Consider the following 17845-nt stretch of genomic DNA (forward strand, 5'->3'; position numbering starts at 1 on the left):
TGGGCCGGCCGGATCGAATTCCGGTCCCGGCCGCGCCGATGCCCGCCCCGGCCGCGCATCATCGGCGCCAGATGTAGCGGACCTGGGGACGCCCCGCGCGGCCGTAGTCCGACCGCCGTTCCACCACGCCGTCGCTCGCCAGCTGCTCCAGATAGCGCCATGCCGTGACACGCGAAACGCCCACGGCACGACCGGTTTCGGTCGCCGACAACCCGTCCGGCGCCTCGCGCACCGCCCGGGATATCTCCTGGAGCGTCTGCGGCGCAATACCTTTCGGGGCGGCCGCTTTCGGATCGGCGGTGCGCAGCGCGCTCAGCGCCCGATCGATGTCGTGCTGGGTCAGCGTCGCGTCACCGGCGGGCAACGCGGCCCGGAACTCCAGGTAGCGCTCGAGCTTGTCGCGGAACGCCGCGAAGGTGAAGGGTTTCAGCAGATACAGCGCTATCCCGTGCGCGACGGCGGCCCGCACCATCTCGAGGTCGCGCGCGGAGGTTATGGCGATCACATCGGGTCGCGGCCGCAAGCGAGCCAGGGCGGCGGTCACCTCGAGCCCGCCGATATCCGGCAGCCCCAGATCCATCAGCACCAGATCGACCGGGGTTCCCGCGGCGGCGGCGTGGGTTGCCGTCCGGATCGCGTCCCGGCCGGTGGCGGCCACGCCCACCGGCTCGAATCCCGCCACCCGCGCGACATACGAGTGATGCGCCTCGGCGATGCGCGGTTCGTCCTCCACGATCAGCACCCGGATCGGCGGCCTCGTCATCGCACCGGAATCCTCACCACGACAGCCGATTCCGGGCTGCGCTCGGCCCGCAGCGTGCCGCCGTATCGGGTCACCAGCCGCCAGACCAGCGCCAGGCCCAGTCCGTGATGTTCGGCCTTGGTCGTATATCCCCGTTCCATCGCCCGGGCGAAGGCCTCCTCCGACATTCCCGGCCCGCTGTCGGCGACCCTGACCACCAGCGCCGACGCATCCGAGCGGACGGAGACCTCGACCCACGCATCAGGATCCTGCGCGACCGCGTCCACCGCGTTGTCGACGAGATTTCCGACCAGGGTGACCACTTCCTGCGCGGTCAGCGGGGCGGCGGACTCCAGCGCGGTGTCCTCGGCGACGGTCAATTCCACGCCGCGTTCGATGGCCCGGTCGACCTTGCCGAGCAGCAGCGCCACCAGGACCGGCTCGTGGACGGCATCGGTCAGGCGGTCGATGAGTGCCTGGGACAGCCGCAGTTCGGCCGTCGCGAAGTCGACGGCTCGATCGACATGGCCCAGCTCGACCATCGTGATCACCGCGTGCAACCGGTTGGCCGCCTCGTGCGCCTGCGCCCGCAGTGATTCGGCCAGACCGCGCGCGGAATCCAACTCGCCCATGATGTCGCGGAGTTCGGTGTGGTCGCGGATGGTGAGGACCGTGCCGAGGCGCCGCCCCGCCCAGGAGACGACATCCTGGTTGACCACCAGCACGCGGGCGGCTGTCACATGCATCTCGTCGCGGACCACGGTGGCGTCGAGGTGCCGCAGCGACACCGGCAGATCGGTGCGGCGCACCGGGCCGTCGGGCAGTTCCAGCAAGCGTCTGGCCTCGTCGTTGACCACCGCCGCCTCCGGGTCATCGCGGTCGAACACGATCAGCCCCTCGTGCACGGAGTGCAGCACGGCATCGTGATGTTCGTAGAGCGTCCGGAGTTCGGCCGGACCAAGTCCCTGGGTCTGGCGTAGCAGCCGGCGGCGCAGCACGAATGCGCCCAGCACGGCCAGCAGCAGGCCCGCACCGGCCGCCGCGAGAATCAGCGGCAGCTGCGCACTCACCTGATCGCCGATGCGGGCCCGGGTCACGCCCGCCGAGACGAGCGCGACGACCCGGCCGGTCTCGTCGCGGACGGGTGTGACCGCCCGGATCGAGGGGCCCAGCGTCCCGGTATAGGTCTCGGTGAACGTGTCACCGGCCAGCGCCCGATCGATGTTTCCGCTGAACGGCTGTCCGATCCGGCTGACATCGGTGTGGGTGTAGCGGGTGCGGTCGGGGGCCATCACCACGATGAAATCGACTCCGGTCCGCTGCCGGATCCGTTCGGTCACCGGCTGCAGCACGGCCGTGGGGTCCGGCGTACGCACCGCGGCCGCCGTGGACGGCGCCTGGGCGAGGGCCACCGCGATGCCGGTGACCCGGCGAGCCGTCGCATCGTCCTGTTCGCGGCGCACCTCCCACACCGCCAGCGCCGACCCGACCGCGATCACCACCACCAGGACCACCAGCTGCGCCACGAAGACCTGGCCGGCCAGCGTCATGCCCCGGGCGTGCCGCACAGGCGAACGAGGGGTCCGGCCTTTCGCCCGCAACGGTCCTCCCGTGAACGAAACGTACGTAATGGTGACCGAGGTCACGGTCACCCCCATCATCACAGTACGAACCCGAGGCACAGATCGGGCAGCACCGGAGGCACATCATGAGCGACTCGACACGGACGCACCGTCGCGACCGTACCCATTGGCTCTATCTCGCCGTCATCGTGGCGGTGGTGGCCGGCGTATTCGTCGGCTGGCTCGCGCCCGGATTCGGGAAGTCGGTGGGCGAGCTGGGCACCATGTTCGTCAACCTGATCAAGATGATGATCTCGCCGGTCATCTTCTGCACGATCGTGCTCGGTATCGGTTCGGTGCGGGCCGCGGCGCGGGTCGGCAAGATCGGCGGTCTGGCGCTCGGCTACTTCCTGATCATGTCGACGGTGGCTCTGACGATCGGTCTAGTGGTCGGCAATCTGCTGCGGCCGGGCACTGGGCTGAACGTCCACGAACACGTCGGCGCCGCCGCCGGCTACGTGAAGCAGGCCGAAGGCAGCGGCGGCACCTGGCACTTCCTGGAGAGCATCATCCCGACATCGCTGCTGTCGTCGCTGACCGCGGGCAGCGTGCTGCAGACCTTGTTCGTGGCCCTGCTCGTCGGCTTCGCCGTGCAGGCGATGGGTACGCAGGGTGAACCCATCCTGCGCGCGGTGGGGCTGGCGCAGAAGCTGGTGTTCAAGATCTTGACCATGATCCTGTGGCTGGCGCCGATCGGTGCCTTCGGCGCGATCGCGAACGTGGTGGCGGCCACCGGGCTGGATGCGGTGAAACAGCTCGCGGCGTTGATGCTCGCGTTCTATCTGACCTGCCTGGTCTTCGTCTTCGGCGTACTGGGGGCGCTGCTGCGGGTGAGTTCGGGCGTATCGATCGTCAAGCTGGTTCGCTACCTGGCGCGCGAATATCTGCTGATCTTCTCCACCTCGTCCTCCGAATCGGCGCTGCCGCGGCTGATCGCGAAGATGGAACACCTCGGTGTCGAACGCTCGACCGTGGGCATCGTCGTCCCGACCGGATATTCGTTCAACCTCGACGGCACCGCGATCTACCTGACGATGTCCTCGCTGTTCATCGCCGACGCGATGGGTAAGCCGCTCTCGCTCGCGCAGCAGATCGGCCTGCTGGTGTTCATGATCGTCGCGTCCAAGGGCGCGGCCGGAGTGACCGGAGCGGGACTGGCCACCCTGGCCGGTGGTCTACAGAGCCATCGCCCGGATCTGCTGGACGGTGTGGGCCTGATCGTCGGGATCGACCGGTTCATGTCGGAGGCCCGCGCCATCACCAACTTCTCGGGCAATGCCGTCGCCACCGTCCTCGTCGGAACCTGGACCAAGACCATCGACGATGTCCGTCTGCGCGCCGTACTCGACCGGGAACTGCCCTTCGACGAGACGACGATGGTCGACAGCGAACCTGCCGAAACATCCGGAACTCCCGCCGAACGAACCGAATTGGTCCCCGTCTGACCTCGCGACTATCCCGCCAGCCGGTAGACGGCCGGGGTGCGCTCCCGCTTGCGCGGCGCGATATTGGCTCTGCCGAGATCGCCCGCGTAGTGCGCGGCGACCTTCGGATCCATGACCCGTCGCCACAGCGGCGGGACGGTGGCCAGCAGGATCATCGTCGCGTAGCCCGCCGGAAGTTGCGGGGCCTCCTGCGTACTACGCAACGTTTGGTACCGGCGGCCCGGATTGGCGTGGTGGTCGCTGTGGCGCTGCAAGTGGAACAGGAAGATGTTGGTGACCAGCCGATCGGAGTTCCAGCTGTCGGCCGGCGAGCAGCGCGCCCAGCGGCCACCGGGCAGACGGCGGCGCAGCAAGCCGTAGTGCTCGACGTAGTTCACGGTTTCCAGCAACCCGAAGCCGATCACTGCCTGCAGCAGCAGATACGGCAGCATGCGGGGGCCGAACATCGCCAGCAGCGCGCCGTAGAGCACCACCGTCATCGACCACGCCTGCAGGATGTTGTTGCGCACGTTCCACCAGCCGAAGCCCTTGCGGTGCAGCCGGTCACGTTCCAGCCGGATCGCCGAGCGCAGTCCGCCGAAGATGCTGCGCGGCAGGAACATCCACAGCGATTCGCCCAAGCGGGCGCTGGCCGGATCGTCCGGCGTGGCCACCCGCGCATGGTGGCCCTTGTTGTGTTCGACGAAGAAATGCCCGTATCCGGACTGCGCCAGCGCGAGCTTGGCCAGCCACCGCTCCAGCCGTTCCACCCGATGCCCCAGCTCGTGCGCGGCGTTGATGCCGATACCGCTGACGAAACCGAGCGTCGCCGCCAGCCCCAGCTTGTCCACCACGCCGAGTTCGTGACCGGACCACATGTAGGCCGCGATCACCAGTCCGGCCAGCTGGATGGGCAGGAACAGATAGGTGCACCACCGGTAGTAGCGATCGCGGGAGAGCCGCTCGTAATCCTCGTCGCGCGGGTTGGTGCCGTCCTCGCCGACGAACCAGTCCAGCAGAGGTATCACGATCAGGACGATGATCGGCCCGATCCACCAGAACGCCTCGATGCCGGTCCGGGCGACCAGCTGGGAAGGGAGCAATGCGCAGCCCGGGGCGATCAATCCCAACATCCACAGATGCTTCTTGGGATCAACCGAACCCGAGCGTTTGCCGACCGTTTGCACTCATTGCCCCACTAGAACGTATCTGGACTCCTGCCAGGTAAATATGTAGCGGCTCCGAGGCCGTTACGCCCGGTTCAAACCCGCAAAGTGGTAACCGTTACACACGCGGACCCGAAGTCACAGACAGCGTGGGCCCGAATCCGCTGCGCCGCACCGAGTGAGCAACCACCATTTCCAGCGAGACCGCGCAGGTCAGCGACTGTTCGTACCCGTCGTTCCGGCCGCCAGCGGCAGGCGCGGTTGTCGTTCAGCACCCCAGTCGGCCCCGGACTGAATCGTTATCCTTCACAGGGCGGATTTCGGACTACCGGCCGCCGGTTCGGTCCCGGGCGGCGAGAATCGCCTCCACATACGGTGCGAGCAGCCTGCTCAACTCCTCCGGGGCGTCGCGATGCAGTGCGGCCGGAGTCGGGATGTAGCTGATGGCGATGCGCACCAGGGCGTGGGCGAGCACATCCGCCTCCGCCGCCGATGCCCCCACCCAGCTGTTTTCGAAGGCCGCGGCCAAGCGCCGGGCGGCATGTTCGATGAGCGGCCCGGCGTCGAGCGTGATCAACCGCAGCAGATCCAGCTTGGCCTCACCGACCACCAGGGACTGCACCAGCGGATCGGCCGCACTGTCGAGGATGAAATTTGCCAGGCCTTCGCGGAATGCCGCCCGCGCATCACCGACGTTGTCCGCGATGGCCGTTCCGACATGGTCCACCAGCTGATCGGCCAGCCGCAGCGCATAGGCCTGCGCCAGCCCCGTCCGGGAGCCGAATTCGTTGTACAGCGTCTGCCGGCTCACCCCGGCCCGCGTCGCGACGTCGCCGAGCGTGATCTTGGCCCAGTCCCGCTCGATCAGCAGTTCCCGCATCGCATCGAGGACCGACGTGCGCAGCAGGGTGCGCGCCGCTTCCTGATACGGGACCCGGGATCCGTTACGCGGCATACCCGCGACGGTGTCACGGGGGGCTTCCGCAGTCAAAACGACTCACGAACGTTCGATCTCGACCATGAAGAAGTCGGCCTTGGCCGCCCCGCAGTCCGGACACGTCCAGTCGTCGGGAATGTCCTCCCAGCGCGTCCCCGGCGCAATACCCTCGTCCGGCCAGCCCTGCTCCTCGTCGTATTCGAAGCCGCACTGGATGCACTGAAAAATCCGGTAGGGCCGACCCCGCAGTCCGGGCAGCACCAGTCGTCCGGCACCGACTCCCACGGGGTGCCCGCCGGAAACCCTTCCCGCGGAGCGCCTTTCGCCTCGTCGTAGACGTAATCACAGACAGGGCAACGAAAAGCACTCATCACGCCTCCAGTGTCATGCGGAACACCCGCGCCCGGTCGGCACAGCGGGCCGCTGCGCAGGTGTCGCTCACCGTGCCTCCTGGTAGCGCGCGAGGATCTTGTCCCGCTTGCTCGGCTGCAGATTCGCCTGAGTGAGGTCGCCGTCGTAGTGGGCCACGACGCGCTTGTCCATCACGCGCCGCCACAGCGGCGGGAAGTAGGCGAGCAGGATCATGCTGGCGTAGCCGCTCGGCAGATTCGGCGCCCCGTCCCAGCTGCGCAGGGTCTGATAGCGCCGAGTCGGATAGGCGTGGTGATCGCTGTGCCGCTGCAGGTGGTACAGGAAGATGTTGGTGACGAGGTGGTCGCTGTTCCAGCTGTGGCGCGGTGTCGGCCGTTCGTACCGGCCGCGGTCCGTGCGTTGCCGCAGCAGACCGTAGTGCTCGAGATAGTTGACCGCCTCCAGCAGGCTGAAGCCGACCACCGCTTGCAACACCAGATACGGCAGTACCTCGACGCCGAAGCCGGCCACCAGCGCCGCGTAGAGCACCAGCGACATCGCCCACGCGCTGAGCACATCGTTGTGCAGGCTCCACGGCCGCTTCCCGAGCCGTTCCAGCCGGGTCCGCTCGAGGCCCCACGCGGAGCGCAGACTGCCCCGTACCGTGCGCGGCCAGAACGCCCAGAACGACTCGCCCACACGGGAACTCGCGGGATCCTCCGGTGTCGCGACCCGCACGTGATGGCCGCGATTGTGCTCGATGTAGAAGTGGCCGTAGAACGTCTGCGCCAGTGCGATCCGCGACAGCCACCGCTCCAGATGCACCTTCTTGTGCCCGAGTTCGTGGGCGGTGTTGATGCCGATGCCGCCGATCATGCCGACCGTCAGCGCCAGGCCGATCTTGTCCACGACCGTCAGGCCGCCGTCGATGCCGAGCCAGCTCAGGTTGTCCGCGGTGATCAGATAGCACGCCATGAGCAGCGACGCGTATTGGAACGGCAGGTAGATGTAGGTGAGGTAGCGGTAGTACCGGTCGTTCTCCAGATACTGCATGACCTCGTCCGGCGGATTCTCGCCGTCGGGGCCGAAGAACAGGTCGGCGGCGGGAATGACCAGATAGATGAGGATCGGGCCGAGCCAGAACGGCACCTTCGCGAGGGTGTGCCAGCCCAGTTCTTCGAGTCCCCAGATCAGCGGTAGCCCGATGATGAACAGGCCGGTCGGGGCGAACAGGCCCCACAACCACAGATAGCGCTTACGGTCACGCCAGCCCGAGTCGAGCAGGCCGTCGGCGGTTCCGGCTTCGGTCGACATCGTCGTCTCCATTCGATACAGCTGCCACATTCACTGTGATGTGGGTAACCATTACCGTGGACAATATGTCGACACCTGTCGGGTGTCTATACATTTTTGCTGATTTGTAAACACTTTGTGACAGCGCGTCTCGGCCGGCCGGGACGGGCTGCGGCGCGCAACCCGTCCCGCCGTCGATGATCGATTCAGCGCAGCAGCACATCCGAATCGGCCGGCAGCGCATCGACCGGCCACCATCGCAGATCCGTCGACTCCGCGCTGCGCACCGGAACCGCGCCGCGCGGCGCGCGGATCTTGAACAGCAGATCCAGATGACGGGTCGGCACGCCGAGCGAGCAGGTGATCGGGTGGGCCTGCGCGCCGTACAGCCCGGGCTCGACCTCCAGTCCGGCGATCCCGGACTCCTCGGTCGCCTCCCGCAGCGCGGCATCGATCACGGTCTCGTCGCCCGGCTCGCAGTGACCGCCCAGCTGGATCCACCGCCCGACCCGCGGGTGCAGCGTCAGCAGCACCTCACGCTCGTCGTGGGAGAACACCACCGCCGAAGCGGTGATGTGACCGGGTGCGTGTTCACGCAGACAACCGCGTGGCGCCGAACCGAGGAATGCCAGCATCGCCTCCCGCACGGACTGTTCCGGATGCGTTGCGGGCTTCCAGTTCTCGAGCAGCTCGGTGGCCGAGGCATGTAACGACGCGGTACTCACAGCTCGACCAGACCCGTTCCCGCCTCGCGCGGCGGGCGCGGCGAAAGCTCCTCCTCCGGATAGCCGATGGCTATGGCGCCCAACGGATTCCAGTCCGGCGCCAGACCCAAGACCTCGCGAGTCACATCCGGAGCGAAGATGGTCGAGCCGATCCAGCAACTGCCGACACCGCGCGTGGCCAGACCGACCAGCAGACCCTGCACGGCCGCACCGACCGCGACGGTGAACATGGTCGCCTCGGCGGAACGGCGGCGCTCGTCCGGATAGTCGTGCGCGCCGTCGGGCACACAGAACGGAATGATCACCTCGGGAGCGTCGAACAGGATCCGGCCGCGCGCGACCCGGCGCTCCACCCGATCGGGATCGAGACCGTCGGCACCGAGGTCGTTGCGCCATTGCGCCGCCATCGAATCCAGCAGGCGCGCGCGCAGCCGCGGCTGCCGCACCCAGACGAACCGCACCGGCCGGGTGTGATGAGGAGCGGGCGCGGTGAGCGCGTCGCCGACCGCGGCGCGGATCAACTCGGGATCGACCGGGGTGTCGGCGAAGGTCCGCACCGAGCGGCGCAGCAGCAGCGCTTCCCGGCGGCCGCGTTCGATCGCCTCGGCGGTGCCGAGCCAGAACAGATCCTCCTCACCGCCGCGCAGCAGATCCCTGGCGGTGGATCCGTCGTCGTGCGGAGTCAGCCCGCGCACGACCGCGACCGGCACCCCGCCCAGCTTGCCCTTAGCGAGATCCGCTGCGGCAGCGAGTTCGTCGGCCACCGCCACCTGGGTGACCTGCAGCTCGTTTCCCTGCCCGTCGACCGCGCCGGCATAGTCGTGCACGACGCGCAGGCCGGCGGCACCGATCGCGGCGTCGGTCTGGCCGATACGCCAGGCCCGGCCCATCGTGTCGGTGATGACCACCGCGACGTCGACGCCCAGCCGCTGCGCCAGCGCCGCCCGCAGCGCTGCGGCACTGGCATCGGGATCGGTTGGCAGCAGGACCAATTCGCCCTGCTCCACATTCGAACCGTCGACCCCGGAGGCCGCTTGCACGATGCCGATGTGATTCTCGGTGATGAGGGTGCGCCCCTTGCGCGCCAGCACCCGCACCGCCTCGGCATCGACGAGTTTGCGACGCACGGCATCGCGTTCGTCCGGGTCCCGCGGCGCCTCGACGATGCGCCCCTCGGCCTTGGCGACGATCTTGCTCGTCACGACCAGCACGTCCCCGTCGACCAGCCAGGGGGCCTGGGCCGCAATGTGTTCCGCGACATCGTCACCCGGCCGGAATTCCGGTAGCCCCGGCACGGGGATGATCCTGATCTCCCCGCCGGGCGCATGATCGGTGTTTCGATCGCTCATGCTGTGCTCATTCTCGGCATGAGCTGGGCGCTGCGTGGTTACGCTTCGCTGCCGCCTCCGCGCCGGATCGCTCATGCCGGCACCCCCGCGATATCGAGCGCCTCCCGCACCATCGCGGCGGTGGCGGCGGGATCGCTCATCAGCAGCGGCACGCTGCGTACCTGCACACCCGGCACATCGGCCTCGTCGGTCGAGTGGATGAGCCAGCCGTCGAGGATGCCGGTGTCCGATCGGGCGCCGAAGTGCCGTCCGATGGCCTCGGCCGAGGTTTCCACACCGATCACCTCGAGGCATTCATCGGCCATGCCGCGCAAGGGTTTTCCCCCGATCACGGGCGATAAACCGACGACTTTGGCGGAAGTGGTCCGCAGCGCGCCCCGAATACCCGGCACGGCGAGGATCGCACCGATGCTCACCACGGGGTTCGAGGGGGCCAGCAGCACCACATCAGCAGCCTCTATGATTTCCGTCACACCAGGGGCTGGTTTGGCTTGATCCGCCCCGATTGTGACGAATCCATGGGTCTCGACGTTTGCTCGGTACCGTACCCACCACTCCTGGAAATGAATCGCGCGGCGTTCGCCAGGGTTGTCGGGGTCACTGATCACAACATGCGTTTCGCACCGATCGTCGGTCGCCGGGAGAAGTTTCACACCCGGCTGCCAGCGATTGCACAGAGCCTCGGTAACCGCCGAGAGCGGGTATCCCGCGCGCAGCATTTCACTGCGCACCAGATGCGTCGCGATATCGCGATCTCCGAGTCCGAACCAATCCGGTTGCGCGTGGTATTTCGCCAGTTCCTCCTTGGCGTGCCAGGTTTCTCCGACGCGACCCCAGCCGCGTTCGGTATCGATCCCCCCACCCAGCGTGTACATGCAGGTGTCCAGGTCGGGACAGATGCGTAAACCGTGCATCCAGACGTCGTCGCCGACGTTCACCAGCGCCGTTACATCCGCTTCCGGCAGCAGTTCCCGCACACCTTGTAAGAAGCGCGCGCCGCCGACTCCACCGACCAACACCGCAATGCGCGGTTTACGATCACTCCGCTCGATCTCGGCCGCGATGTCCGCTTGTTCTCCAGTCACATCCGCACAGCCTATGCGGTGCCCGGAAGCGGGGGTTCGAGTGCGTATTTGCTGGTCATTTGCTACTTCGAGGTTACCGAACCGCGTCGAAGGCGGCCTCGGATAGTAACGGAATTGTGTCGGCAGCTTGACCATCGGCGCGTCCGGCGTGTCTAATCACAGACATGTCATTCCGGGTCCGCGCGAGAGCCTTTGGCGCAGACCGCGTTTCGAACGCATGTTCGCATCGGAACGACAAGCTCGGGGATGTCCGCGGGACTACGTCGCGGTGTGGGACCGTCGGTGGGCAGGTCCGGTCCGACGGAAAAATCATTCTGCGCTAACACACAGTGAGGAGGCGGAGCGATGGCCGAGGAGCTGGCCCCGTCGGGCATTCCGGGCGGTGTATCGCAAACCGATTCCACAGCATGCGCAGCACCAAGCGACTGCGCTGACGGCCGGAACGACGAACGAGAGGGGGGCAGCACGGTGAACTACGAATCGGGATCGCTCAACAGAACTCCGCAGGGAGGGCAGTGGGCGCGCACTCAGCGCAAACCCGAACCACCGCAGCTGAGTCTCATCGTCACCGACTTCGATGCGATGTTCGACACCATCGAAGAACAGTGGCAGGAACGGGCGCTGTGCGCCCAAACCGATCCGGAAGCCTTCTTCCCCGAAAAAGGCGGCTCCACAAGGGAAGCCAAACGGATCTGCATGGGCTGCGAGGTCCGCGACGAGTGCCTGGAATACGCACTCGCCCACGACGAGCGATTCGGTATCTGGGGCGGTTTGTCCGAACGCGAACGCCGCCGCCTCAAGCGCGGCATCTCGTAGCCGCCTCGCTCCCCCGCCTCTCCGGGAATCTTGCGTGCCGTGAGAGCCGGGTGAGTGTCGCTTCGGGCCGGCGGTCGCGGGGCTGGTCGGGTTCTGGGCGTGCCCGGTGAGTTACCCATGTGCTCGCGAAATCTCCCCCGCCTCTCCGGGCCTCTGCGCACCAGCGAGAGCCACGGAAGTTGCGTTGCGGGGCGGCGGTCGCGGGGCTGGTCGGGTTCTGGGCGTGCCCGGTGAGTTACCCATGTGCTCGCGAAATCTGCTGTCTCGGTTCCGGTTCGCCTCGCTTCGCTTCGGCGGAGCGAGGCGGGTACCGGGCCTACTCCCCTGTCGGGTCGATGATCTCCGGATCTACGCCCAGGTAGGTGGCTAGCTGCTGGACCAGGACTTCACGCAACAGGTCCAGCAGGTCTTCCGGGTCGTGGGCGCGGAGTTCGAGGGGTTTGCGGAACAGGACCACCCGGGCTCGGGTGGCTACGTTGTGGCGGTCCACTCCGGCCGGGATCAGGCGGGAGAGCGGGACCGGGCCGTCGGCGACCACCTCGTCGGGCCAGGTGACCGAATCCGGGTGCAGCGGACGGATCTTCGGGACGTCGTCGACCGCGATGTCGAGTTTGGTCAGGCGATCGTGCCAGCGGGCGTCCAGCGGGGCGAACGCCTCCAGCACCAGGCGGTCGAACTGCTGGCCGCGGGTGCGGCGCGCGGGCGCCGACGGCGGCAGCATCGGTCCGCGCACGCCGCGGCCGCGGCGAACCACCGAACGGGTCGTCACCGGCCGCCTCTTCGATCGGGTCATACCTTGCGACAGTAGTCACCGCGCCGGCGGCGGGGCCACGTGATCTCCCCGGAGCCGGCGCCCCGCGTGACCCGAAGTGGCCGGGGACCGGCCCGCGTGTCTGTCTGCGACACACGGCGTGGGGGGTTAGTCTGCTGGATGTGATTCCCATGCGTCGTTGCTGCCGCCCAGGCTGCAAGAATCCGGCCGTCGCGACGCTCACCTATGTCTACTCGGACTCCACGGCAGTCGTCGGCCCCCTCGCCACCGTCGCCGAACCGCACTCCTGGGATCTGTGCGAAACCCACGGCTCCCGCATCACCGCCCCCAAGGGCTGGGAACTGGTCCGGCACGAAGGTGGATTCTCCTCCAGCACACCGGACGACGACGACCTGACCGCACTGGCCGAAGCCGTCCGCGAAGCCGGGATGCGGCGCCGCGCACCGGAACCCGAACAGCGCGGTTACAGCGACTACGCCCCGCCCCCGGCGCGACCCCAGCGGCCCGGCCGCACCGGCCGCCGCGGCCATCTACGGGTACTACCCGACCCCCCGAACTGAGCCCGCACCACCCGCGGCACACGCGCGACCGGCCTGAAGCCCGGCCGAGCCCGCCGCCCTATTAGGGTGTTGGTCATGACAGTCGCCCGGTCTGCCGAGTCCGTTCACGCAGTTGTCAAGGCATACGACGTTCGCGGGGTTGTCGGAGAGCAGATCGACGCGGAATTCGTCCGCGACGTCGGTGCGGCCTTCGCCCGGCTGATGCGCACCGACGCCACCCCCGCCACGCGCATCGTCATCGGTCACGATATGCGCGACTCCTCTCCGGAACTGGCCGCGGCCTTCGCCGACGGCGTCCTCGATCAGGGCCTCGACGTGGTGCACATCGGGCTCGCCTCCACCGACGAGCTCTACTTCGCCTCCGGCCATCTGCAGTGCCCCGGGGCCATGTTCACCGCCAGCCACAACCCCGCCCGCTACAACGGCATCAAGCTGTGCCGGGCCAACGCGCTGCCGGTCGGCCAGGAGACCGGGCTCGCGACCATCGCCGACGAACTCGTCGAGGGCGTGCCGGCCGGACCCGGCACCCGCGGCACCGCGACCGAACAGAACTTGCTCGAGGCCTATGCCGAATTCCTGCGCGGGCTGGTCGATCTCGGCGCGATCCGGCCGCTGAAGATCGCCGTGGACGCCGGTAACGGCATGGGCGGCTATACGGTCCCCGCCGTGCTCGGCGCGGTGCCGCAGCTGACCATCGTGCCGCTCTACTTCGAACTCGACGGATCGTTCCCCAATCACGAGGCGAACCCGCTGGACCCGAAGAATCTGGTCGACCTGCAGAAGTACGTCCGCGAGACGGGCGCCGACATCGGTCTGGCGTTCGACGGTGACGCCGACCGCTGCTTCGTCGTCGACGAGCGCGGCGAACCGGTCTCCCCCTCCGCGGTCACCGCGCTGGTCGCGGAGCGCGAACTGGCGAAAGAGCCGGGCGCCACGATCATTCACAACCTGATCACCTCGCAGGCCGTGCCCGAACTGGTCACCGAACTAGGCGGCACGCCCGTCCGCACCCGCGTCGGCCATTCCTTCATCAAACAGCAGATGGCCTCGACCGGCGCGATCTTCGGCGGCGAGCATTCCGCCCACTACTACTTCCGCGACTTCTGGGGTGCCGACTCCGGTATGCTGGCCGCTCTGCACGTGCTGGCTGCCCTGGGCGAGAAGGACCGGCCGATGTCGGAGCTCGCGTCCTCGTACGCGACGTACGCGGCCTCCGGCGAGATCAATTCCACAGTGGCGGATGCGCAGGAGCGAACCCTGGCGGTGGTCACCGCATTCGAAGGGCGCGCGCAATCGGTGGATCGACTCGACGGCGTAACCGTGCGGCTGCCCGGACAGGCGTGGTTCAATCTGCGCGCATCCAACACCGAGCCGTTGTTGCGACTCAACGTCGAGGCCCGTTCGCAGGAGGAAGTAGACGCACTCGTGACCGAGATTCTGAGCATCGTGCGCGGCTGACTGGAATAGTGGAATCACAGGGCTTGGATTCGCCCGGGGACAACGACATCCCCCGGCGTGGTGACCCGATTGAGGGGAGGTGGCAACGCCCGATGATCGCAGGGACACCCGTACTCGACCTCGATGACGTCGCCTCGTTGGAGGCCGCGGATTCCGGGGGAATTTTACGTTCGGCCGCCTCCGGGGGCGCCCAGGTGCGTGCCACCGCGGCCGCCGTCGCCGAAAACGCGCTCGGCCGGCTCGACGGTCTGCGGCCGCGAAGTCTGGTGCTGGTGTCCGGCACCGGGCGCGCGGCACGCGCGGCCACTCTGCTGCAGGCCGCGTTCGGCGACCGCGCGGGATTGCCGATCATCAGCGCCACCACGATTCCGCAGTGGGTCGGTTCGCTGGACGTGGTGGTCGTCGCCGGTGACGACTCGGCCGATCCGCGACTGACCGGCGCCGTCGACCGGGCGCTGCGCCGCGGCGCCGAAGTCGTGGTCGCCGCGCCCGACGAGGGGCCGATGCGAGCCGCGGCCGCCGGACGCGCTGCCATGCTGCCGCCGCGGATCCGGGTGCTCGACCACAACCGGATGCTGCGATTCGTCGCGGTCGGCATCGCGGTGCTGCAGGCCGTCGACCCCGTGCACATCGGGCCGCTGGTCCCGAACCTCGACGAACTCGCCGACGTGCTCGACGCCGAGGCGCTGCGCGACGGCCCGCACCACGAGGTCTTCCACAACCCCGCCAAAACCCTCGCCGCACGGATGCGGGAACGGCGGCTGGTGCTGACCGGCGATTCCCCCGCCGCCGCGGTGGTGGCCGAGCACGGCGCCGAGGTGCTGTTGCAGACCGCGGGACAGATCGCGGCCGCCGTCGACCTCACCGAGGCCGTGGCCGCGAACGCGCGGCTGATCGAATCCGCGGAGGCGACCGCGCCCGGTTACGATCCGCTGTTCCACGACGAGCAACTGGACGGACCGGCCCCGGTCGATCGGGCCCGGGTGTTCGTGGTGAGCGCCGACGGCGATCAGGTCGCCGCGCGGCGGCGGCTGGCCGTCTTCGGCGCGGGCGCGGGCATCGTCGACGCCGACCTGGTCAACGTCGACATCGAGCTGATGCGCACCGAGGCGAGTGTGCCGCGCGATACCGGTGCCGGCGAACCGCAGGCGCCGGCGGCCGGCCGCGGCAGCGAGCTCGAACAACTGGCGGTGCTGGTGCTGCGGCTGGAAATGGCCGCCGCCTATCTGCGTCTGCTCGGCGGCCCCCCAGCCGCGAGCCGTCCCGCCCACTACGACGGGGGCCACTACTAGTGCACGAACTCGTTGGTGCGTTGCGCTCCTACGCCTGGGGATCTCGCACCGCACTCGCTCAGCTGTGCGGCCGGGAGGTCCCCTCTCCCCATCCCGAGGCCGAACTGTGGTTCGGCGCCCACCCCGCCGACCCGGCGAAGGTCCTCGCCGACGGCGCCGGCCGCTCGCTGCTGGAACTGCTCGAGGCCGAGCCGAACCGGGAGTTGGGCGCGGTCGCATCGGCATTCGGCGGCCGCCTGCCGTTTCTGCTGAAGATCCTGGCCGCCGAGGAACCGCTGTCGCTGCAGGCGCATCCCAGCGCCGATCAGGCCCGCTACGGATTCGAACGGGAGAACCGTACGCGGGTGCCGCTGGATTCCCCCATGCGCAACTACCGCGACGACTCCCACAAACCCGAACTGGTGGTGGCACTCGACCGCTTCGAGGCGCTGGCCGGTTTCCGCGATCCGCTGCGCACCGTCGACCTGCTGAACTCGCTGGCCGTGCCGGAATTGGGGCAGTACACCGAACTGCTTGCCGCCCAGCCGGATTCGGGCGGCCTGCGCACCCTGTTCACCACCTGGATCACCCTGCCGCAGGCCATGCTGGCCACCCTGCTGCCGAAGGTCCTCGACGGATGCGTGCACTATCTCAAACAGGTCGACCCGCTCGAATCGCCCAGACAGGCCAAGGAATTCGCGGCCGAAGCGCGCACCACGCTGGAGCTGGCCGAGGCGTATCCCGGTGATGCCGGGGTGCTGGCGGCCCTGCTGCTGAACCGGTTGACGCTGGAACCCGGACAGGGCCTGTTCCTGGCCGCCGGCAGCCTGCACGCCTATCTGCGCGGCATGGGCGTCGAGATCATGGCCAATTCGGACAACGTGCTGCGCGGGGGGCTCACCCCCAAGCACGTCGACGTGCCCGAGTTGCTGCGGGTGCTGGATTTCGAACCGCTGCGCACGCCGATCATCGACCCCGAACCGGTCGATGAGAACTCGTTCCGGTATCCCACGCCCGCACCGGAATTCGCGCTACGCCGCTTCGAATTGAACGAGGACGCCGCGGCGGTCGACATTCCGCGGGTCGGGCCGGGCATCATGCTGGTGACCGCCGGCACCGTGATGCTGTCGCAGGCCGGCAACGAGTTGCCGATCGCCGCCGGTAGCGCCGCGTGGATCTCGGCCACCGATACCGATATCCGCGCGCGGGCGCTCGGCGGCCCGGCGCAGTTGTTCTGCGCGTGTGTGGGCGAGTGACCGCGCGGCCGGTTCGGCCGCTTTAGTAGATTGATCGAACAAATCGGACATCTACCGGCCTGCGCCGGGGACGGAAGGACCGGGGCTGCACCATGTCTGCTGGTGGCGGGAAGAAGGCGATCTTCGCGGCGTTGAGCGCGAATGCCGGTATCGCGGTGGCGAAATTCGTCGGCGCCGCGATCACCGGTTCCGGATCGATGCTGGCCGAGGCCGTGCACTCGGTGGCCGACACCGGTAATCAGGGACTGCTGTTGCTCGGGCAGAAGCGTGCCGAGCAGGAGGCCGACGATCTGCATCCGTTCGGCTACGGACGCAACCGCTACTTCTACTCGTTCGTCGTGGCGCTGGTGCTGTTCTCCCTCGGCTCGATGTACGCGATCTACGAGGGTGTGCACAAGATCCAGCATCCGGAGGAGTTGACCTCCCCCGTGGTGGCGATCGTGATCCTGGCTATCGCGGCGGCGCTCGAGGGCTACAGCTTCATGACCGCGATGCGGGAATCCGCACCGCTGCGCGAGGGCGCGAGCTGGTGGCGGTTCATCCGCAACTCGCGCAGCCCGGAACTGCCCGTGGTGCTGCTCGAGGACACCGGCGCGCTCGTCGGTCTGCTGATCGCGCTGGCCGCGGTGGTTCTGACGGTGGTGACCGACAACGCCATCTGGGACGGCATCGGCACGCTCGGCATCGGCCTGCTGCTCGGTGTCATCGCGGTGGTGCTGATCGTGGAGATGAAGAGCCTGCTGATCGGTGAGGGGGCGACCCCCGCCCAGGACGCGGCGATCCGCGCGAAGCTGGTCGACGGCGAGCGCATCGACCGGGTCATCCACCTGCGCACCGAATACCTCGGCCCGGAGGAGATGCTCGTCGCGGCGAAGGTGTCGATCGTGCCCGGACTGGAGATAGCCGATATCGCCGCCGCGATCGACGACGCCGAAGCCCGGGTGCGGGCGGCCGTCCCCGCCGCCCGGGTCATGTACATCGAGCCGGATCTGTACCGCACCCAGCCGGTGTAGCCCCG

At 68.1% G+C, this 17845-nt stretch carries 17 protein-coding genes and 1 pseudogene; 7 read left to right on the forward strand and 11 right to left on the reverse strand.

The genetic code is table 11. The features are described from left to right. Positions 1 to 58: 58 nt before the first annotated feature. Positions 59 to 763 carry a response regulator gene (locus NMI01S_RS07540; protein WP_062995268.1) on the reverse strand — a complete coding sequence of 235 codons (705 nt, stop codon included), beginning with the start codon at positions 761 to 763 and terminating at the stop codon, positions 59 to 61. Beyond that, a complete protein-coding gene (locus NMI01S_RS07545) occupies positions 760 to 2292 on the reverse strand; it encodes a sensor histidine kinase (protein WP_062995269.1) in 1533 nt (510 codons plus the stop codon). The genes NMI01S_RS07540 and NMI01S_RS07545 overlap by 4 nt, the downstream gene beginning before the upstream one ends. Before the next feature lie 158 nt (positions 2293 to 2450). On the opposite strand from NMI01S_RS07545, the gene NMI01S_RS07550 reads away from it, so the two are divergent. Then, positions 2451 to 3809: a cation:dicarboxylate symporter family transporter gene (locus NMI01S_RS07550; protein WP_062995270.1), complete on the forward strand. Its 1359-nt coding sequence runs from the start codon at positions 2451 to 2453 to the stop codon at positions 3807 to 3809. 8 nt (positions 3810 to 3817) lie between these two features. On the opposite strand, the gene NMI01S_RS07555 is transcribed toward NMI01S_RS07550, so the two are convergent. From NMI01S_RS07555 to cofD, 8 genes and pseudogenes are all read right to left on the reverse strand, one after another. Continuing rightward, positions 3818 to 4921 (reverse strand): alkane 1-monooxygenase, encoded by a 1104-nt coding sequence (locus NMI01S_RS07555; RefSeq protein WP_062995571.1) that lies wholly within the window; start codon positions 4919 to 4921, stop codon positions 3818 to 3820. Positions 4922 to 5279: 358 nt separating this feature from the next. Beyond that, the gene (locus NMI01S_RS07560; RefSeq protein ID WP_062995573.1) at positions 5280 to 5909 is read right to left on the reverse strand and encodes a TetR/AcrR family transcriptional regulator; all 630 of its coding nucleotides are present in this window, start codon (positions 5907 to 5909) and stop codon (positions 5280 to 5282) included. Positions 5910 to 5951: 42 nt separating this feature from the next. Further along, positions 5952 to 6140, reverse strand: coding sequence for a rubredoxin (locus tag NMI01S_RS07565; protein ID WP_062995575.1), 189 nt, complete (start codon positions 6138 to 6140; stop codon positions 5952 to 5954). After that, a pseudogene (locus tag NMI01S_RS33965) lies at positions 6131 to 6262 on the reverse strand (rubredoxin); the annotation flags it as partial. The pseudogene NMI01S_RS33965 and the gene NMI01S_RS07565, both read right to left, overlap by 10 nt. 67 nt (positions 6263 to 6329) lie before the next feature. After that, the gene (locus NMI01S_RS07570) at positions 6330 to 7556 is read right to left on the reverse strand and encodes an alkane 1-monooxygenase (protein ID WP_062995271.1); all 1227 of its coding nucleotides are present in this window, start codon (positions 7554 to 7556) and stop codon (positions 6330 to 6332) included. A gap of 185 nt (positions 7557 to 7741) precedes the next feature. Then, a complete protein-coding gene (locus NMI01S_RS07575; RefSeq protein WP_062995272.1) occupies positions 7742 to 8260 on the reverse strand; it encodes an NUDIX hydrolase in 519 nt (172 codons plus the stop codon). Beyond that, entirely contained in the window at positions 8257 to 9609 is a 1353-nt protein-coding gene (locus NMI01S_RS07580; protein WP_062995273.1) for a coenzyme F420-0:L-glutamate ligase, read from the reverse strand. The genes NMI01S_RS07575 and NMI01S_RS07580 overlap by 4 nt, the downstream gene beginning before the upstream one ends. Before the next feature lie 71 nt (positions 9610 to 9680). Beyond that, a complete protein-coding gene (cofD, locus tag NMI01S_RS07585) occupies positions 9681 to 10661 on the reverse strand; it encodes a 2-phospho-L-lactate transferase (RefSeq protein WP_218020947.1) in 981 nt (326 codons plus the stop codon). Positions 10662 to 11276: 615 nt separating this feature from the next. On the opposite strand from cofD, the gene NMI01S_RS07590 reads away from it, so the two are divergent. Further along, the gene (locus tag NMI01S_RS07590) at positions 11277 to 11510 is read left to right on the forward strand and encodes a WhiB family transcriptional regulator (protein WP_030515006.1); all 234 of its coding nucleotides are present in this window, start codon (positions 11277 to 11279) and stop codon (positions 11508 to 11510) included. 316 nt (positions 11511 to 11826) lie between these two features. Here NMI01S_RS07590 and NMI01S_RS07595 read toward each other — a convergent pair whose 3' ends face one another. Further along, on the reverse strand, positions 11827 to 12303 hold the full coding sequence (locus tag NMI01S_RS07595; protein WP_167354218.1) for a metallopeptidase family protein: 477 nt from the start codon (positions 12301 to 12303) through the stop codon (positions 11827 to 11829). A 149-nt stretch (positions 12304 to 12452) separates the two neighbouring features. Between NMI01S_RS07595 and NMI01S_RS07600 the strand changes: the two genes are divergently transcribed. The 5 genes from NMI01S_RS07600 to NMI01S_RS07620 all read left to right on the forward strand — a co-directional run bounded on the left by NMI01S_RS07600 (position 12453) and on the right by NMI01S_RS07620 (position 17840). Continuing rightward, positions 12453 to 12842 carry a DUF3499 domain-containing protein gene (locus NMI01S_RS07600; RefSeq protein WP_040721378.1) on the forward strand — a complete coding sequence of 130 codons (390 nt, stop codon included), beginning with the start codon at positions 12453 to 12455 and terminating at the stop codon, positions 12840 to 12842. A 75-nt stretch (positions 12843 to 12917) separates the two neighbouring features. Continuing rightward, the gene (locus NMI01S_RS07605) at positions 12918 to 14300 is read left to right on the forward strand and encodes a phosphomannomutase/phosphoglucomutase (RefSeq protein WP_062995274.1); all 1383 of its coding nucleotides are present in this window, start codon (positions 12918 to 12920) and stop codon (positions 14298 to 14300) included. A gap of 92 nt (positions 14301 to 14392) precedes the next feature. Then, a complete protein-coding gene (locus NMI01S_RS07610) occupies positions 14393 to 15592 on the forward strand; it encodes an amino acid adenylation domain-containing protein (RefSeq protein ID WP_062995275.1) in 1200 nt (399 codons plus the stop codon). After that, the gene (gene manA / locus NMI01S_RS07615) at positions 15592 to 16827 is read left to right on the forward strand and encodes a mannose-6-phosphate isomerase, class I (RefSeq protein ID WP_062995276.1); all 1236 of its coding nucleotides are present in this window, start codon (positions 15592 to 15594) and stop codon (positions 16825 to 16827) included. Before NMI01S_RS07610 ends, manA begins: the two co-directional genes overlap by 1 nt. A 92-nt stretch (positions 16828 to 16919) precedes the next feature. After that, on the forward strand, positions 16920 to 17840 hold the full coding sequence (locus tag NMI01S_RS07620) for a cation diffusion facilitator family transporter (protein ID WP_062995277.1): 921 nt from the start codon (positions 16920 to 16922) through the stop codon (positions 17838 to 17840). Positions 17841 to 17845 lie beyond the last annotated feature (5 nt).

It is taken from the genome of Nocardia mikamii NBRC 108933 (assembly GCF_001613505.1).
Taxonomy (GTDB): Bacteria; Actinomycetota; Actinomycetes; order Mycobacteriales; family Mycobacteriaceae; genus Nocardia; species Nocardia mikamii.

Excerpts from the sequence above, each read along its gene's own strand:
- NMI01S_RS07540 (WP_062995268.1), bottom strand. The coding sequence starts at position 763 with ATGACGAGGCCGCCGATCCGGGTGCTGATCGTGGAGGACGAACCGCGC.
- NMI01S_RS07545 (WP_062995269.1), bottom strand. The coding sequence starts at position 2,292 with ATGACGCTGGCCGGCCAGGTCTTCGTGGCGCAGCTGGTGGTCCTGGTG.
- NMI01S_RS07550 (WP_062995270.1), top strand. The coding sequence starts at position 2,451 with ATGAGCGACTCGACACGGACGCACCGTCGCGACCGTACCCATTGGCTC.
- NMI01S_RS07555 (WP_062995571.1), bottom strand. The coding sequence starts at position 4,921 with ATGTTGGGATTGATCGCCCCGGGCTGCGCATTGCTCCCTTCCCAGCTG.
- NMI01S_RS07560 (WP_062995573.1), bottom strand. The coding sequence starts at position 5,909 with ATGCCGCGTAACGGATCCCGGGTCCCGTATCAGGAAGCGGCGCGCACC.
- NMI01S_RS07570 (WP_062995271.1), bottom strand. The coding sequence starts at position 7,556 with ATGTCGACCGAAGCCGGAACCGCCGACGGCCTGCTCGACTCGGGCTGG.
- NMI01S_RS07580 (WP_062995273.1), bottom strand. The coding sequence starts at position 9,609 with ATGAGCGATCGAAACACCGATCATGCGCCCGGCGGGGAGATCAGGATC.
- NMI01S_RS07590 (WP_030515006.1), top strand. The coding sequence starts at position 11,277 with ATGTTCGACACCATCGAAGAACAGTGGCAGGAACGGGCGCTGTGCGCC.
- NMI01S_RS07595 (WP_167354218.1), bottom strand. The coding sequence starts at position 12,303 with ATGACCCGATCGAAGAGGCGGCCGGTGACGACCCGTTCGGTGGTTCGC.
- NMI01S_RS07600 (WP_040721378.1), top strand. The coding sequence starts at position 12,453 with ATGCGTCGTTGCTGCCGCCCAGGCTGCAAGAATCCGGCCGTCGCGACG.
- NMI01S_RS07605 (WP_062995274.1), top strand. The coding sequence starts at position 12,918 with ATGACAGTCGCCCGGTCTGCCGAGTCCGTTCACGCAGTTGTCAAGGCA.
- NMI01S_RS07610 (WP_062995275.1), top strand. The coding sequence starts at position 14,393 with ATGATCGCAGGGACACCCGTACTCGACCTCGATGACGTCGCCTCGTTG.
- NMI01S_RS07620 (WP_062995277.1), top strand. The coding sequence starts at position 16,920 with ATGTCTGCTGGTGGCGGGAAGAAGGCGATCTTCGCGGCGTTGAGCGCG.